The organism is Acidovorax sp. CCYZU-2555, assembly GCF_018413525.1.
Classification (GTDB): domain Bacteria; phylum Pseudomonadota; class Gammaproteobacteria; order Burkholderiales; family Burkholderiaceae_C; genus Comamonas.
This window is the reverse complement of record NZ_JAHCDD010000105.1, coordinates 1-16,572: the sequence shown is the minus strand read 5'-3', so window position 1 is coordinate 16,572 and position 16,572 is coordinate 1. Positions and strand designations below refer to the sequence as shown.

Here is a 16,572-nt window from a genome sequence, read left to right as displayed (position 1 = left end):
CGTCGAGCACGATGCGCCCGCGGCTGGGATCGACCAGCCGCAGCAGCGTGCGCGACAGCGTCGACTTGCCGCAGCCCGACTCGCCGACCAGGCCCAGCGTCTCGCCCGGCGCGATGTCGAAGGACACGCCGTCGACCGCGCGCACCACGCCGCCCTGGCGCGTCGCGTATTCGGTGTGCAGGTCCTGCACCGACAGCAGCGGCGCGGCCGCGGCCGTGGCGTCCTTCTTCACCGGCACCGTGGTCGGCAAATGCAGCGTGAAATTGCGCGCCTGCGTCGCGGCATCGACGCGCACGCGGATCTCGGGCAGGCGTTCGGCCGTGTAGTGCAGCGAGCGGCCGCCATGCAGCGAAGCGCCGAGCAAACCGCGCGTATAGGCATGTGCGGGCCGCGCAAAGAGCTCGGCCGTCGCGGCCTCCTCGACCTTTTCGCCCGCATACATCACCGCCACGCGATCGGCCCATTGCGCGACCAGGCCCAGGTCGTGGGTGATCAGCAGCAAGGCCATGTCGAACTCGCGGCGCAGGCCGTCGAGCAGTTCCAGAATCTGCGCCTGCACCGTCACGTCGAGCGCGGTCGTGGGCTCGTCGGCGACCAGCAGGCGCGGCCGGCAGGCCATCGCCATGGCGATCATCACGCGCTGGCGCTGACCGCCCGAAAGGTGGTGCGGGAAGTCGTCGAGACGGCGCTGGGGCTCGGGAATGCGCACCAGATCAAGCAGCTCGACGGCGCGCTTGCGCGCCGCGGCCGCCGTCAGATTCTCGTGCTGGCGCAGCGTCTCGATGATCTGCGCGCCTATGGTGTGCACGGGGTTGAGCGAAGTCATGGGCTCCTGGAAGACCATGGAGATATCGCGCCCGCGCAGCGCGCGCAGTTCGGCCGGCGGCATGGCGACGATGTCGCGGCCGTCGAACATGATGTTGCCCTTGAGCGTCGCGCCCGGCGCGAGCAATCGCAAGATGGCCAGCGCGGTGGTCGACTTGCCGCAGCCCGACTCGCCGACCAGCGCCAGCGTTTCGCCGCGCTGGATTTTCAGGTCCAGCCCGCGCACCGCCTGTATGGGTCCGCGCGAGCCGCGGAACTGGATGTCGAGGCCGCGGATATCGAGCAGCGGGGCGGAAGGTGTTATCAGTTCTAGAGTCATTTCAACGGCCTCGCAGGCGAGGATTGAGGGCGTCGTTCAGGCCCTCGCCCACCAGATTCAATGCCAGCACGGTCAGCACGATGGCCGCGCCCGGCAACGCGCACAGGTACCACGAGGTGCGCAGCAGTTCGCGGCCTTCGCCAATCATGCTGCCCCAGCTCACGGTGTTGGGGTCGCCCATGCCCAGAAAGGACAGCGCCGACTCGATCAGGATGGCGCTGGCCACGAGCACCGAGGTGGTCACGATGACCGGCGGCAGCGCGTTGGGCAGCATCTCCTGCAGCATGATGCGCAGGTGGCCGAAGCCCTGGCTGCGCGCGGCGAGCACGAATTCCATTTCGCGCAGCGTGCGGAATTCGGCGCGCACCAGACGCGCGATCACGGGCCACGACGCCAGGCCAATGGCCAGCACGATCACCGTCACCGAAGGCTGGCCTATGGCCACGACCACGATCACGAAAAGAAACGACGGCATGGTCTGGAACAGCTCGGTGATGCGCACCAGCACATCGTCGACAAAGCCGCCGAAGTAGCCCGCAGTCGCGCCGACGACGATGCCAATGCACAGGCTCAGCACCGCGGCGACCACGCCCACCGACAGCGACATGCGCGCGCCGTGGGCTATGCCGGCGAGCACGTCGCGGCCCATGGAATCGCTGCCCAGAGGAAACGCCGGGTCCTGGCCAGGCCACAGCAGCGGCGTCGCCACCATGTCGAGCGGGTCGCCGGGGAAAAGCCAGGGCGCGGCCAGCGCCATGACGAGAACGAACAGCAGAAACACCACGCCGCCGACGGCGGCGGCATTGCGCACGAAGACCTGCAGCGCGGCATTGCCGCTGGCGCCTGCGGCCGTTCGGTGGCGCAGCCGGCGCCACCAGGCGGGCAGCACGGGGCGCGTGCCCGTTGCGGGATAGGGAGTGGACATGGAGCGGAACCTGATGAGAAAACGGGGGGAAGGCTCAGCGCAGCTGAATGCGCGGGTCCAGCCAGGCATGCAGCAGATCGACCAGCATGTTGGCCAGGATGACCAGCAGCGACGACAGCAGCAGAATGCCCAGCAGCACGGTGTAGTCGCGCGCCATCACCGACTCGAACGCCAGCCGGCCCAGGCCGGGCCAGCTGAACACGGTCTCGACGACCACCGCGCCGCCCAGCAGCGTGCCGAAGTGCATTCCCGCGACCGTGGTGACGGGAATCAGCGCATTGCGCAGCACATGTGCAAAGCTCACGCGCAGCGGGTGCAGGCCCTTGGCCTGGGCGGTGCGCACGAAGTCCTGGCGGCTGACTTCAAGCATGGAGGCGCGCGTGAGCCGCGAGAAGATGGCGATATAGAAACCCGACATCGCCAGCGCGGGCAGCACCAGATGGCGCAGCCGGTCGACCACGCTGTCCCAGCCCGTCAGGTTGGCGCCTATGCTGGCGCTGCCGCCCGTGGGCAGCCAGCCCAGGTGCACGGAAAACAGCACCACGGTCATCAGGCCCAGCCAGAAGCTGGGCGTCGAATACAGCAGCAGCGCGAACACCGACAGCACGCGGTCCGACCAGCGGCCCACGCGGCTGGCCATGATGCTGCCCAGCAGCACGCCCACGACCAGCGCCGTGCCCAGCGCGGCCAGCATCAGCAGCAAGGTGTTGGGCAGGCGCGAGCCGATCAGCTCGGTGACCGGCATGTTGTAGCGCGGCGAAGTGCCCAGGCTGAAATGCGCGAGGTTGTTGAGATAGGCGCCCAGCTGCTGCATCACCGGCAGATCGAGGCCGAAGTGGCTGCGCATCTGCGCCATGGTCTCCAGCGTGGCCGAGCCCGACTCGGCGGCGATCACATCGGCGGCGTCGCCGGGAACGAGTTGCAGCAGGCAGAAGTTGAGAATGACCACGCCGATCACGGTGGGCACGGCCTGCCACAAGGTACGCCGCAGAACCCGGCCGGCTTTGAGAAGATTCATGAAAATTGGAGCAGTGGAGAACAGCGAAAACAGATGCGCCCACCAGCATAGAAGCACGCCCCCGGCGCGCACAACGAACGAAAACGAGTAAGCAAAATCGGTTTTCCGTCGCGCCTCACCGGCCGCGCTGCCCGGCACGATCATCGCTAGCATTCAGGCCATGCAACGTTTCACTATTTCCCTGCAGGACAGCCTGGCCCAGGAATTCGACGCCTTCATGGCGCGCACCGGCCACAGCAACCGCTCCGAGGCCATACGCGATCTGCTGCTCACGCACCTCGCACAGCAGCGCGAAGCCACGCAGGCCATGGGCCCCTGCGTCGCCAATCTGTCCTATGTCTACGACCACCACGAACGCGAACTCGCCGAGCGCCTGGCGCGGCTGCAGCATGCCCACCACGATCTGACGATAGCCACGACCCATGTGCACCTGGACCATTCCCGGTGCCTGGAGACCGTGATGCTCAAGGGCCCGGCCGAGCAGGTGCGGCAGTTCGCCAACCAATTGATGGCCGAGCGCGGCGTACACCATGGGCAGCTCAACGTGGTCATGGGCCAGATCGGGGCAGACACGCACCACCATCATCACGACTGACACCGCAGTCGCACCACAAGAGTGCGCAAACGGATCAGGCCAGCTGGTATGAAGTTTGCTGAAAACTTCATACATGCTGCCCTTCCCTACACCCATCCCATCTCGCCCCCGTCCACCGGCCACGCGCCTGCTGGCGACTGTTTCGCTGGCCCTGGGCCTGCCTCTGGCCGCCGCCGCGCAGGAAAGCGTGCTCGCGCCCATCACCGTCAAGGGCCAGGCGCTGCAGGCCAGCCGCGCGGCCTACTCGGTGCCCACGTTGGGCCGCGCCGAAATCAAGGAGGCCTCTGTCTCCGAAGTCGAAGCGCTGTGGCGCCAGGTGCCGGGAATGCATGTCAACGATTACCAGCTCGGCGGCGTCGCCAACAGCGTGGTGCTGCGCGGGTTTTCGGGCGGCGGCCATGGCGGCGACGTCGCCGCGACGCTCGACGGCATTTCGCTCAACGAGGCGATGTCGCACGCCGATGGCTATTTCGATCTCAACGTGGTCGTGCCGCTGGAGCTGGAAGAAGTCGCGGTGCACCAGGGCCCGGTCTCGGTGCTGCAGGGCAACTTCAATCGCGCGGGCCTGATCGAGCTGCGCACGCGCCGCAGCGGCGAATACCGCGAAGTCGCGCTGCAGGCCGGCAGCCACGGCACGCTCGACGCCCAGGCCGCGCTGGGACTGCGCCTGGACGATGCGAGCCAGCTGTTCATCGCCGCCCAGCACGCGCGCAGCGACGGCGCGCGGCCCGACGCCGGCAACGAGCGCAGCACACTAAGCGCGCGCTGGCAGCGCCAGATTGATGCACGCTGGAGCGTCGCGCTGTCGGGGCGCATCCATGCGGCCCAGGGCGATTCGCCCAGCTATCTCACGCTGTCGCAATGGCAGGCGGACCCGCAGGGCAAGGACGCGCGCGTGCAGGGCGATGGCGCGCAAAAGCATTTGCGCACGCTGCGCCTGGACGTGAACTACGATCTGGGCGAAGACACGCGCCTGCTCGCCTATGCCTACGGCACTTCGCAGGATTTCGTGCGCTGGTTCACGCGCCCCAAGGGCGGCAACTGGGTGCAGCGCGAGGAGCGCTATGACCGCAGCGTCGCCGGCACCGGCCTGAACCTGAGCGGCGCGACGCGTTCGGCGCAATGGACGCTGGGCCTGGAAGCCCTGCGCGAATCCACCGACTATGGCTATTGGGATGATCTGCAAAACCGCCGGCGTTCCGCGCCCGCGATCAACGACCGCCAGGCGACGCTGAACAATGTCGCGGCCTTCGCCCAGGTCGACTGGAAGCTCCACCCCCTGTTCATGCCCAGCCTTGGCCTGCGCCATGACCGCTTCACGGGCGACTGCGAACGGCTGGGCGCCGAAACCGGCAGCGAACCCTGCGCGCGCATGCAGCGCGTGGCGCACACCAGCCCCAAGCTGGGTTTCAGTTCACGCGTGAGCGAGCCGCTGACGCTGCGCGCGAGCTGGACCGAAGGCTTTGCGCTGCCCAGCAACTTCGCGAAGTACGCGCTGGGCGCGGCCCAGCTCGATCCGAATGTGTTCCGCCAGACCGAAGTGGGACTGCAGTGGCGCGCGCACCGCGCGCTGTGGCTGGACCTGGCGCTGTACCGCATGGCGTCGAGCCAGGAAATCCGCAATCCCGCGCCCGGTGTCTACGAAAACTTCGGCGAAACCTTGCGCAAGGGCGCAGAGCTGCAGGCGGTCTGGACGCCCGCCAAGGCCGTGGAACTGCGCTGGAACTACGGCCGCGCGCAGTCGCGCGTCACGCAGAACGCCAATGCCGCGCTCGTGGGCCGCCAGGTCGCGGCCGTGCCGCGCTACACCAGCACGCTGCAGGCGCGCTGGCAGATGAACGCGGACTGGACCCTGCAGGGCGCGCTGCGCCATGTGGGCCGCATGGCCGTCGATGCGGCCAACACCACGTTCAGCCCCGCCTACCACGTGACCGATCTGGGCCTGCAATACCGCCTGCCCGCGGCGCTGGGCCTCGCGGACGCAACGCTGAGCCTGATGGTGCGCAACCTGGGCGACAAATCCTATGCCTCGAGCATGTCCGTGATAGGCGGCGAACGCCTGGTCGCGCCCGGCGCCGCGCGCACCGTGCTGCTCGGTCTGAATTTCTCTCTATGAACAACAACACCATGCCCACCTTGCAATCCCTGGCGCGCATCGCGCTGTGCAGCGCCGCCGTTCTCGCGGGCGCGGCCCAGGCCCACAACGTCTGGCTGGAGCCCGATGCGCGCGGCGGCTATCTGATCCAGTTCGGCGGCCATGCGGGCCAGCTCGAAGCCTTTGCGCCCGAGAAGCTGCAAAGCGTGCGCGCTTTCGATAGGCGCGGGCGCTGTGTCGAAGCGCGCGTGGAGCCGGCGCAGCAAGGCTTGCGCGTCGTGCCCTCGCCCGAAGCCGCGCTGATCGCCGTCGAACTCGACAACGGCTTCTTCAGCGGCAGCGCGGGCGGCGCGATGCGCAATGTGCCCATGGACCGCAACCCCGGCGCCACGCGCGGCGTGCACGCGCGCAAGTTCCACAAGACCGTGATCGTCTGGAATGCGCTCACGCAGCGCGATCTGGGCCAGGACTTCGAAGTCACGCCGCTGCAGGGCCGCGCGCCACACGCGGGCGAGACGCTGGAACTGCAGGTGCAGCTGCTGGGCCGACCGCTGGCCGGCGCGAGCGTGCGCCTGGGCGAGAACGGCCCCCAGGCGATGACCGACGCCAAGGGCCACGCAAGAATCCAGACCACGCGCGGCACCAACCATGTGCAGGTGATCTTTCGCCAGCCGGTGCAAGGCGACGCCAAAGTCACCGAACGCAGCTACGAAGCCTTGTTCAGTTTCGCCGTGCATTGATTCACAAAATAAAACGATCAATCGATCGATTTATTTCGCTTCACAGATGGGTGGTGCATGGCCAGACTGCAGGCCATGAACACCTCTCCCGCTTTTTCCGCCCCGGCCCATTTCCTTCGCCCCAGCCAATCGCAGGCCGTCGTTGTCGGCGGCGGCACCATGGGCGCCGATGTGGCCGTGGTGCTGGCGCGCGCGGGCTGCCGCACCACGGTGGTCGAGACCGCCACCGAGCGCCATGCGGCGCTGCGCGCCCAGGTCGCGCTGGGCCTGGGCCAGTTGGGCGCCGAAGACCAACTGGGCCGGCTGCAAATTGCCAGCGAACTCGAGGCGCTCGACTGGGCGGGCATCGATCTGGTCATAGAGTGCATTCCCGAACGCCTGGAACTCAAGCAGGCGCTGTTCGCGCGACTTGAAAAGTGCGCGCGCCCCGATGCGCTGCTCGCCAGCAACAGCTCGAGCTTTCCGATTTCGGCCATCGCCCAGGGCCTGGCCACGCGCGAGCGCATGCTGGGCCTGCACTTCTTCATGCCCGCGCACCTGACGCCGCTGGTCGAAGTCGTCTCGGGCGAGCACAGCGCGGCCGAAGCCGCGGACAACCTCTACAGCTTCATGCGCCAGTGCGGCATGGTGCCGGTGCGCGTCAAGAAGGACTTGCCGGGTTTCCTCGCCAACCGGCTGCAGCACGCGCTGGCGCGTGAGGCGTTCGCGCTGATCGACGCCGGCATCGCCACGCCCGAAGACGTGGACGCCGCCGTGCGCTTCGGCTTCGGCTTTCGCTTCCTGGCCGCGGGCCCGGTGCTGCAGCGCGACCATGCGGGCCTCGAAGTGCATTGCGCGGCCGGCGCCACCATGTACCCCTCGCTCGCGGCCAACCATGTGCCCGCGCAATGCCTGTCGGAGCGCGTGGCGCAGGGCAAGTTCGGCATGAAGACCGGCGAAGGCTTCTTCACCTGGACGCCCGAGTCCATGGCCGCCGAAAAGGCGCGCTACCAGAACCTGCTGCTCGCCGGCCTGGGCCTGCTGGCCGCCGAACTGCCGCCCGTACAGGACGCCGCCCAGGCCTGATTGCCATGACCCATCCCCTGGTCGTGACCGTGGCCCCCAAACTAGGCCAACGCCTGGCCGCGGCCGACGAAGTCCGCGCCCTCTTGCGCTGAATCGTCGACATCGCGCGGAATCGCATGGCCGTGCACCAGCAGATAGGCGTCGCGCGACGGCAGCAGATGCGCGCGGCACAGCGTGACCAGCTGCGCGCGCGCGCCCGCCGCTACCGCATCGATCAACGCATGGTGTTCGCTGCGCGAGCGCTCGCGCTGGGCCGGCGAAGTCATGGCGCCGAAACGGATCGCATGGGTGCGGCGTGCATATTCACCGATCGCCTGGACCAGCACCGCGCTGCCGCACAGACCGAAGAAGGCTTCATGAAAAGCCTTGTTGCTGCGGAACACGCCGCGCAGGTCGTTGGCTTGAACAGCGCTGTCGTGCGCCTGCTGCAGATCGCGCAGCGCCTGCACGGCCTGTGCATCCGCGGGCAGCGGCATGCGCCGCGCGGCCTGGGTTTCGAGCAGGATGCGCATTTCGTAGAGTTCCACGACTTCCTGCGCGCTGAAGTGGCGCACCAGCGCGCCGACATTGCGCTTGCGCTCGACCAGGCCCATGCGCTCGAGCAGCGCCAGCGCGTCGCGCACCGCATGGCGCTTGGCCGAAAAGCGCGCGATCAGCTCGTCTTCGATCAGCCGCTGGCAAGGGTGCAGGCTGCCCAGCACGATGTCTTCCTCGAGCGCATGCGCGATATGTTCGGCGACCTCCGCCACCGGGGCCACGGCCCCGGGCTGCGCCTGCTTGTCCATCATCAACACTTATCTCCGTGGCACGCTGCCCTTGTGTTCGACGGCAGCCAGAAAATCGAAATCCGCACCCCGGTCGGCCTGGGTCACGGTCTTCAGGAACAGATGCTGGTAGCCGCGCGCCGCCGTCGGCTCCTGCACCGGGCGGGCCGCGCGACGCGCCTGCAGTTCCTGCTCGGACACCAGCCACTCGATGCTGCGTTCGCGCACCGACAGCCGTATCCGATCGCCATTTTGCACCCAGGCCAGCGGGCCGCCGACGGCGGCTTCGGGCGTGACGTGCAGCACGATGGTGCCGAACGCCGTGCCGCTCATGCGGCCGTCCGAAATGCGCACCATGTCCTTGACGCCCTGGGCCGCAAGCTTCTTGGGAATCGGCAGGTAACCGGCTTCGGGCATGGCCGCGCCCTTGGGGCCTATGTTCTTGAGCACCAGGATGTCGTCGGCGGTCACGTCGAGGTCGGGGTCGTCGATGCGGTTGGCCAGGTCCTGGGCGTTCTCGAACACCACGGCCCGGCCTTCGTGTTCCATCAGCCGCTGGTCAGCCGCCGACTGCTTGATGATCGCGCCTTCGGGCGCGAGATTGCCGTGCAGCACGGCAATGCCGCCTTGCGGGTAGATGGGGTTGTCGCGGCTGCGCACCACATGCTGCGCGAAGCCCGGGCCCGCGGCTTCGAGTTCCTCGCCCAGCGTGCGCCCGGTCACGGTGAGCGCGTCGAGGTGCAGCAGCGGCTTGAGTTCGCGCAACAGCGTGGCCATGCCGCCCGCGGCGTGGAAGTCTTCCATGTAATGGTCGCCCGACGGCTTGAGGTCGAGCAGCACCGGCGTTTCGCGGCTCATCGCATCGAGCGCCTTGAGATCGAGCTCATAGCCCATGCGACCGGCGATCGCCGCGAGGTGGACGATGGCATTGGTCGAGCCGCCCATGGCCAGCAGCACGCGCACCGCGTTCTCGAACGCTTCGGGCGTGAGCACCTTGTCTATGGTCAGGCCGGCACGCGCCATTTCCACGGCCACCGTGCCCGTGCGCTCGGCGACGCGAATGCGGTCCGCGGTCACGGCCGGCGGCGAGGCGCCGCCGGGAACGCTCATGCCCAGCGCTTCGGCAATGCAGGCCATGGTGCTGGCCGTGCCCGCGACCGAGCAGGTGCCCACGCTGGCCACGAGCTGGTTGTTCACGTCGGAGACTTCCTCGGCGTCGATCTCACCCGCGCGGAACTTGCCCCAGTAGCGGCGGCAGTCGGTGCAGGCGCCCACGCGTTCGCTGCGGTGCGAGCCGGTCAGCATCGAGCCGGTGACCAGTTGCACCGCGGGCAGGCCGGCCGAGGCCGCGCCCATCAGCTGCGCCGGAACGGTCTTGTCGCAGCCGCCGATCAGCACCACCGCATCCATGGGCTGGGCGCGCAGCATTTCCTCGGTGTCCATGGACATCAGATTGCGCAGATACATGCTGGTCGGCTGGGAAAAGCTTTCGTGCAGCGAGATCGTCGGAAAGTCCATGGGCAGGCCGCCGGCCATCAGCACGCCGCGTTTCACCGCCTCGAGCAGCTGGGGCATGTTGCCGTGGCAGGGGTTGTAGGCGCTGCCCGTGCTCGCGATGCCGATCACCGGGCGCTCCAGCGCCTGCTCGGTATAGCCCGCGCCCTTGATGAAGGCCTTGCGCAGGAACAGCGAAAAGCCGCGGTCGCCGTAATTGGTCAGGCCTTTGCGGATGCCGCTTTGTGCGTCCTCGGGGTTGATGGCGTGGGCTTGCGGCGTGGGGCGTTGGGGGTTAACCATGATCGGTCCTTCAGATTATTAATAATATTATCAACACAACAAGAGCCCCAACGGCCGGATTTTTCGAGAACTCAGTAAAAACCCCGAGGAGACACGCATGAAAAAGACAACATCCACCGCAGCGCGAACGCGCCGCACCCACCTGGCCCTGGCGCTCGCGGCCGCCGGCATCGCGCTGGCCCCGGCCTGGGTACAGGCCCAGACCGCCTACCCCACCAAGCCCGTCCGAGTGGTCGTGCCCTATGCACCCGGCGGTGCGACCGACGTCATCGGCCGCGTGCTCGCCAAGCACCTGTCGGACGCGCTGGGCCAGCAGTTCGTGGTCGACAACCGCGCGGGCGCGGGCGGCAGCGTGGGAGCGGGTCAGGTCGCCAAATCGCCGGCCGACGGCTATACGCTGATGCTGGGCGCATTCACCAGCCACACCATCAGCGCGGCGCTGATGCCCAAGACCGTGCCGTTCGACATCGACAAGAGCTTTGCCCAGATCTCCATCGTCGGCACCGTGCCGCTGGTGTTCGTCGTCAACCCGGGCGTGCCGGCGCGCGACATCAAGGAGCTGGTCGCACTCGCCAGGAGCCAGCCCGGCAAGCTGAGCTTTGCGTCGGCGGGCAATGGCTCGCCCCAGCATCTGGCGACCGAAATGTTCAAGCGCCAGACCCAGGTCGACGTGATGCACGTGCCCTACAAGGGCAGCGGCCCGGCGCTGTCCGATCTGCTCGGCGGCCAGGTGAACGCGATGATCGATACCGTGCCCGCGGCCCAGGCGCAGATCAAGTCGGGCAAGCTGCGCGCGCTGGCGACGACCACCACCGAGCGCGTGCCTTCGCTGCCCGACACGCCGACCGCGGTCGAAGCCGGCCTGGCCGACTTCCAGGTCAGCTCGATGTTCGGCCTGGCCGCGCCCGCGGGCACGCCGCCCGACATCGTCAAGAAGCTCAACCTCGCGCTCAAGGAGATCCTGCTCAAGCCCGAAGTCCAGGAATCGATGCTGGCCCAGGGCGCGATCGCGACCTACACCACGCCCAACGACGCGGCCAAGGCGATCTCCCAGGAGTATGCGAAGTGGGCCAAGGTGATCAAGGACGGCAACATCCAGGTGGAGTAAGGCGCGGCGCGCCACTTCTATACTGCGCGCGGTGGAAACCAATCTTTCGACCAAGGACCTGCGCGCCTTTCTGGCGCTGAGCCAGACGCGCAATTTCGGCCAGACCGCGCTGCAGCTGCACACCTCGCAGTCGGCGCTTTCGGCGCTGATCGCGCGCCTGGAGGAACAGCTGGGCGCACGGCTGTTCGACCGCACCACGCGCTCGGTGTCGCTCACGGATGCAGGCCAGGCCTTCGCCGTCCACGCCGCATCCCTGCTGCGCCAGACGCAGGAAGCTGTGCAGGCCATACAGGACACATTGGCGCTGCGCCAGGGCAAGGTCGCGGTCGCGGCCCTGCCTTCGCTGGCCGCATCGCTGGTACCCGAATTGCTCGCGCGCTTTCATGCCGCGCATCCCCAGGTCAGGCTGTCGCTGATCGACACGCTGTCGGCGCATGCGTTCGCGCTGGTGCGCGACGGCAAGGTCGACTTCGCGCTCACGGCCGCCGATCCCCAACAGGAAGACCTGGTCTACGAACCGCTGACGCAAGACCATTTCGTGCTGCTGTGCGCGCCCGGCCATGCGCTCGCACGCCAGCGCACGCCGATCGCGCTGGCGCAGACGCTGGCTTACCCGCATGTCTCCATGTCGCCCACTGCCAGCGTGCGCCAATATGTCGATGAAGCCTTGCGGCGCGAGGATCTGCGCTTTGCGCCGGCCTTCGAGGTGGACCATATCGCGACCATAGGCGCGCTGCTGTCGGCGGGGCTGGGCGTGGGCGTTCTGCCCGAGACCGCCTGCGAGCTGATCGCCCACCGCGGCCTGGTCACGCGCGCGCTGCGCGCGCCAGGCATTCAGCGGCCGCTGGGGCTGGTGCGGCGCAAGTCACCGCCGCTGAGCCCCGCGGCCCAGGCCTTGCGCGGCCTGCTGGTCGCGCATTTTCAAGTGCCTGATTAAAGTCTTCTCAGGTCTGGGGAACCCACTGGTAGCCTTCGCCCTGCTTGCGAATCCGGCCCAGCGACGGCAGCGGGAAGTGGAAGCCGCCGACCAGGCCGCCTTCCTGCGCCATGCGCGCGAGCAGCGCGTGGCGCGTGGTCCTGGCCTGGGCCGGGTCCATGTCGAACTGCACCTGCCAGTCGGGGTTGCGCACGAACAGCGCGGGGAAATGCGCGGCATCTGCCAGATAGGTGAAACGGTCCTTGCCCGAACCCAGCGCCAGCACCGTATGGCCCGGCGAATGACCGAACGCCGCAATGCTCTCGATGCCGCCGACCACGGTCAGGCCGGGTTCGTACAGGCGCAGCTGGTCCGCGGGATAGTTATTGAACACGCGATGCACGGCCAGGAAGCCGCCGCGCGCGGCTTCGGGCGCCGCGTCGCGACGTGCCGCATCGAGCCAGTACGCGTGTTCGGGCGAAGGCAGATAGACCAGCGCATTGGGATAGACCAGGCTGCCGTCCTTGCGGCGCAGACCATTGATATGGTCGCCGTGCAGATGGCTCAGCACCACGGCGTCGATGGTCGCCGGATCGATTCCCGCGGCGCGCAGATTGGTGTGCAGCTGTCCCGTGCCCGCGGGGCCGTTGTCGGCAAAGCCGGTGTCGAGCAGGTAGCGCTTGCCGTCGACTTCGAGCACGAAGCAGGTGTAGGGAACGTCGATGGTGTCGGTGGGCAGGCCCTGGGCCGCGAGCGCGGCCTGCACCTGGGCCAGCGGCGCATTGCGCACAAAGCCTTCGGCCAGCGGCCTGCGCCCCACGCCGTCACTCACTGCCACCACATGGGCCTTGCCGATTTTCTGGCGAAAGAAGCCTTGGGTGCTGGCCACAGGCGCGTGGGCGCAGCCTGAAACGCCTGCGGCCGCGGCCATCGTTCCCGCGCCCCAGACCAGCCATTGGCGGCGTGTTGTTTCCATAGTCGATCGTCCTTGTGCTGTTGACAGAAGAAACACCCGACCCGCAAGCGGGTACGAGCGGCGATTGCGGCCTGCCCCACGGGCAAACCCTGAGCGCAGCCAATGTAGCACTCCGTAGACTGGGCCACTGATTTTTTGCCGCCTGGAAGCCTTGATGACCGCACCTCGTTCTCTCCCGTCCCCCGCCTCCTTCGATCGCCGCCAATGGGTACAGCTCGCGCTCGCCGGCGGCCTGGGCGCCGCGCTGGGGCCGGCCTTCGCGCAGGCCAAATATCCCAGCAAGGCGATACGCATGATCATTCCGTTCACGCCCGGCGGTTCGGCCGACATCCTGGGCCGCGCGATAGGCCATGAACTGACCACGGCCTGGGGCCAGTCGGTCGTGCCTGAAAACATCGCGGGCGCGGGCGGCAGCATAGGCGCCGACCGCGTGGCCAAGGCGGCGGGCGACGGCTATACGCTGCTGATGGGCCATGTAGGCACGCTGGCGATCACGCCGGGCCTGTACCCCAAGCTGCCCTACGACCCGATCAAGAGCTTCACGCCCATCGCCTGGGTCGCGCGCGTGCCCAACGTGCTGGTGGTCCACCCCTCGCTGCCGGTCAAGGACCTGGCCGCGTTCATCGCCTATGCCAAGGCCCATCCCGGCAAGATCAACTACAGCTCGGGCGGCAACGGCAGCGCCGCGCACATGACCATGGCCTATCTGGCGCAGCAGACCGGCATCGACATGCAGCATGTGCCCTACAAGGGCACGGCGCCGGCCGTCAACGACCTAGTCGCGGGCCAGGTGCAGGCGTTGTTCACCGGCATTCCCGCGGTGCTGGCCCAGTTGCGCGCGGGCCAGATCAAGGCGCTGGCGGTGTCGTCACCGCAGCGCTCGGCCATCCTGCCCGATGTGCCCACTGTGGCCGAAGCGGCCGCGGCCGGCGTTCCGGTACGCGGCTTCGAAGCCGACCAGTGGTACGGCGTGGTCGGCCCGGCGCGCATGCCGGCCGACGTCGTCGCGCGCATCAACGCCCAGATCAACGCCTCGCTCAAGAGCCCGGCCATTCTCGAACGCCTGCAGAACGAAGGCGCCCAGCCCATGCCCAGCAGCCCCGCGGTGTTCGGCGAACTGATCGCCAAAGACCTGGCGCGCTGGGGCAAGGTCATCAAGGACAACCATATGACGCTTTGAGCGGTTTTTACCGTTCGCCCCGAGCTCCCCCCCGTTCGCCCTGAGCCTGCCGAAGGGCCGATGACCGGCCCAGCCACCCCAGTCCCGCGCTGGTCGCGCCCGCCGGCAGATATTCACACCCCACCCAGCCCGCATACCCCAGCTCGTCGAGCAGCGCGAACAGATAGGGATAGTGGATTTCGCCGACATCGGGCTCGTGGCGCCCGGGCACGCCCGCTATCTGCAGGTGGCCCACGCGGCCTGTGGCCAGGTATTGGCGCAGCTTGGTCGCGAGGTCGCCTTCGGCGATCTGGCAGTGGTAGAGATCCATCTGCACCTGCACGTTGGCCGCGCCTATCTCTTCGAGCAGCGCATGCGCCTGGTCCTGGCGCTGCAGGAAATAGCCGGGCATGTCGCGGCCGTTGATGGGCTCGATCATCAGCGTGACGCCCCAAGGCGCGGCCAGCGCGGCTGCAGCGCGCAAGTTGGCAACATAGGTGGCATGGGCGTTGCCCGCCGCGGGCACGATGCCGGCCATCACATGGATGCGCGGGCACGCCAGCTGCTGCGCGTAGTGCAAGGCGCGTTCGATGCCCGCCAGAAACTCCGCCTCGCGGCCCGCGATGCAGGCCAGGCCGCGCTCGCCCGCGTCCCAGTCGCCGGGCGGCGCATTGAACAGCACCTGCGTGAGGCCATGCTCGCGCAGCAGCGCCGCCAGCTGTTCGGGTGCATGGTCGTAAGGGAAAAGGTATTCGACGGCGTAGAAGCCATCGGCCGCGGCCGCGGCAAAGCGCGCGGGAAAATCGACTTCGCGGTACAGCATGGACAGGTTGGCGGCAAAGCGGGGCATGGGTCTTTCTCGGTGGTGCGCAACACGAACCGGACGATTATGTACAATGCGGCCAGCTTTCAGCGAGCGCCTGCGCGCGCTTCACGCACCTCTTCCAAGCCCTGCAAATTGCCCGTTTGCCGGGCTTTCGCTTTTATCAGAAGCCCTCGCAGCCGCGACCGGCCTGAATCCCCCATTTTTTTGACTCCCCCATGCCTGCCGGGCGCAGCCGCGCCCGGAGACTGCTGCGCCGCAGCAGGCGCAGCCACGGCCTATTGGCGCGCAGGCATTTTGTTTGACCAAGGAATCGACTTGTCCTCCCTCCCTCACATGCCTGGCGCAGCCGCGCAGGCCAGCGCTCCCGACGAGATCAACGGCTACAGCTGGAAAGCCCTTGCGGGCTCGGCCGTGGGCTATGCCATGGACGGCTTCGACCTGCTGATCCTGGGCTTCATGCTGTCGGCGATTTCCGCCGACCTGAATCTGACGCCCGGCCAGGCCGGCTCGCTCGTGACCTGGACGCTGATCGGCGCGGTCATCGGCGGCTTCTTCTTCGGCGCGATGAGCGACCGCTACGGCCGCATCCGCGTGCTGACCTGGACCATCGTGCTGTTCGCGGTGTTCACCGGCCTGTGCGCGTTCGCGCAAGGCTACTGGGACCTGCTGGTCTACCGCACGATTGCGGGCATAGGCCTGGGCGGCGAGTTCGGCATCGGCATGGCGCTGGCCGCCGAAGCCTGGCCCGCACGCCACCGGGCGCGCGTGTCGTCGTATGTGGCGCTGGGCTGGCAGGTCGGCGTGCTGGCCGCGGCGCTGCTCACGCCGCTGCTGCTGCCCATGATCGGCTGGCGCGGCATGTTCCTGGTCGGCGTGATTCCGGCGCTGGTCGCCTGGGTGATTCGCAACAAGCTGCACGAGCCCGAAGTGTTCGTGCGCAAGCAGCGCGTCAAGGCGCCGCGCTTTCATGCGCTCAAGCTGCTGATGCGCGACAAGGCGACGACGCGCGTGAGCATAGGCATGATCGTGCTGACCTCGGTGCAGAACTTCGGCTACTACGGCATCATGATCTGGATGCCCAGCTTCCTGTCCAAGCAGCTGGGCTTCAACCTGACCAAGTCCTCGCTGTGGACGGCCGTGACGGTGCTGGGCATGATGGCCGGCATCTGGGTCTTCGGCCAGCTCGCCGACCGCATAGGCCGCAAGCCCAGCTTCATCCTGTTCCAGGCCGGTTCGGTGGTGATGCTGCTGACCTATTCGCAGCTCAGCGACCCCACGGCCATGCTGTGGGCCGGCGCGCTGCTGGGCATGTTCGTCAACGGCATGATGGGCGGTTACGGCGCGGTGATGAGCGAGGCCTACCCGACCGAAGCGCGCGCGACCGCGCAGAACGTGCTGTTCAACATCGGCCGCGCGATCGGCGGCCTGGGCCCCATCGTCGTCG

At 67.8% G+C, this 16,572-nt stretch carries 15 protein-coding genes; 8 read left to right on the top strand and 7 right to left on the bottom strand.

Going from position 1 to position 16,572, the window contains the following annotated elements:
* From KHY18_RS27315 to KHY18_RS24795, 3 genes are all read right to left on the bottom strand, one after another.
* A partial coding sequence (locus KHY18_RS27315) for an ATP-binding cassette domain-containing protein (protein ID WP_213306417.1) occupies positions 1 to 1,144 on the bottom strand: 1,144 nt, incomplete at its 3' end.
* 1 nt (position 1,145) lies between these two features.
* Positions 1,146 to 2,069 carry an ABC transporter permease gene (locus KHY18_RS24800; protein ID WP_213306414.1) on the bottom strand — a complete coding sequence of 308 codons (924 nt, stop codon included), beginning with the start codon at positions 2,067 to 2,069 and terminating at the stop codon, positions 1,146 to 1,148.
* A gap of 34 nt (positions 2,070 to 2,103) precedes the next feature.
* Positions 2,104 to 3,087, bottom strand: coding sequence for an ABC transporter permease (locus KHY18_RS24795; RefSeq protein WP_213306411.1), 984 nt, complete (start codon positions 3,085 to 3,087; stop codon positions 2,104 to 2,106).
* A gap of 160 nt (positions 3,088 to 3,247) precedes the next feature.
* Here KHY18_RS24795 and nikR point away from each other — a divergent pair, with 160 nt between their 5' ends.
* The 4 genes from nikR to KHY18_RS24775 all read left to right on the top strand — a co-directional run bounded on the left by nikR (position 3,248) and on the right by KHY18_RS24775 (position 7,582).
* On the top strand, positions 3,248 to 3,682 hold the full coding sequence (gene nikR, locus KHY18_RS24790; protein WP_213306407.1) for a nickel-responsive transcriptional regulator NikR: 435 nt from the start codon (positions 3,248 to 3,250) through the stop codon (positions 3,680 to 3,682).
* A gap of 73 nt (positions 3,683 to 3,755) precedes the next feature.
* Positions 3,756 to 5,798 carry a TonB-dependent receptor gene (locus KHY18_RS24785; protein ID WP_213306404.1) on the top strand — a complete coding sequence of 681 codons (2,043 nt, stop codon included), beginning with the start codon at positions 3,756 to 3,758 and terminating at the stop codon, positions 5,796 to 5,798.
* 11 nt (positions 5,799 to 5,809) lie between these two features.
* The gene (locus KHY18_RS24780) at positions 5,810 to 6,517 is read left to right on the top strand and encodes a DUF4198 domain-containing protein (protein ID WP_249729363.1); all 708 of its coding nucleotides are present in this window, start codon (positions 5,810 to 5,812) and stop codon (positions 6,515 to 6,517) included.
* 75 nt (positions 6,518 to 6,592) lie between these two features.
* Positions 6,593 to 7,582, top strand: coding sequence for a 3-hydroxyacyl-CoA dehydrogenase family protein (locus KHY18_RS24775; RefSeq protein WP_213306398.1), 990 nt, complete (start codon positions 6,593 to 6,595; stop codon positions 7,580 to 7,582).
* A gap of 41 nt (positions 7,583 to 7,623) precedes the next feature.
* On the opposite strand, the gene KHY18_RS24770 is transcribed toward KHY18_RS24775, so the two are convergent.
* Together KHY18_RS24770 and KHY18_RS24765 are read right to left on the bottom strand one after the other, a co-directional pair.
* Positions 7,624 to 8,367 (bottom strand): GntR family transcriptional regulator, encoded by a 744-nt coding sequence (locus tag KHY18_RS24770; RefSeq protein ID WP_213306426.1) that lies wholly within the window; start codon positions 8,365 to 8,367, stop codon positions 7,624 to 7,626.
* Positions 8,368 to 8,376: 9 nt separating this feature from the next.
* Positions 8,377 to 10,143 carry an IlvD/Edd family dehydratase gene (locus KHY18_RS24765; protein ID WP_213306395.1) on the bottom strand — a complete coding sequence of 589 codons (1,767 nt, stop codon included), beginning with the start codon at positions 10,141 to 10,143 and terminating at the stop codon, positions 8,377 to 8,379.
* A 97-nt stretch (positions 10,144 to 10,240) separates the two neighbouring features.
* Between KHY18_RS24765 and KHY18_RS24760 the strand changes: the two genes are divergently transcribed.
* On the top strand, positions 10,241 to 11,251 hold the full coding sequence (locus KHY18_RS24760) for a Bug family tripartite tricarboxylate transporter substrate binding protein (protein WP_213306392.1): 1,011 nt from the start codon (positions 10,241 to 10,243) through the stop codon (positions 11,249 to 11,251).
* A gap of 31 nt (positions 11,252 to 11,282) precedes the next feature.
* Positions 11,283 to 12,188 carry a LysR family transcriptional regulator gene (locus tag KHY18_RS24755; RefSeq protein WP_213306389.1) on the top strand — a complete coding sequence of 302 codons (906 nt, stop codon included), beginning with the start codon at positions 11,283 to 11,285 and terminating at the stop codon, positions 12,186 to 12,188.
* Between the two features lie 7 nt (positions 12,189 to 12,195).
* Here KHY18_RS24755 and KHY18_RS24750 read toward each other — a convergent pair whose 3' ends face one another.
* Positions 12,196 to 13,143: an MBL fold metallo-hydrolase gene (locus tag KHY18_RS24750; RefSeq protein ID WP_249729361.1), complete on the bottom strand. Its 948-nt coding sequence runs from the start codon at positions 13,141 to 13,143 to the stop codon at positions 12,196 to 12,198.
* Between the two features lie 154 nt (positions 13,144 to 13,297).
* Between KHY18_RS24750 and KHY18_RS24745 the strand changes: the two genes are divergently transcribed.
* A complete protein-coding gene (locus KHY18_RS24745; protein WP_213306386.1) occupies positions 13,298 to 14,323 on the top strand; it encodes a Bug family tripartite tricarboxylate transporter substrate binding protein in 1,026 nt (341 codons plus the stop codon).
* Between the two features lie 7 nt (positions 14,324 to 14,330).
* Here KHY18_RS24745 and otnI read toward each other — a convergent pair whose 3' ends face one another.
* Positions 14,331 to 15,152 carry a 2-oxo-tetronate isomerase gene (otnI, locus tag KHY18_RS24740; protein ID WP_213306383.1) on the bottom strand — a complete coding sequence of 274 codons (822 nt, stop codon included), beginning with the start codon at positions 15,150 to 15,152 and terminating at the stop codon, positions 14,331 to 14,333.
* A gap of 309 nt (positions 15,153 to 15,461) precedes the next feature.
* Here otnI and KHY18_RS24735 point away from each other — a divergent pair.
* A partial coding sequence (locus tag KHY18_RS24735; RefSeq protein ID WP_213306420.1) for an MFS transporter occupies positions 15,462 to 16,572 on the top strand: 1,111 nt, incomplete at its 3' end.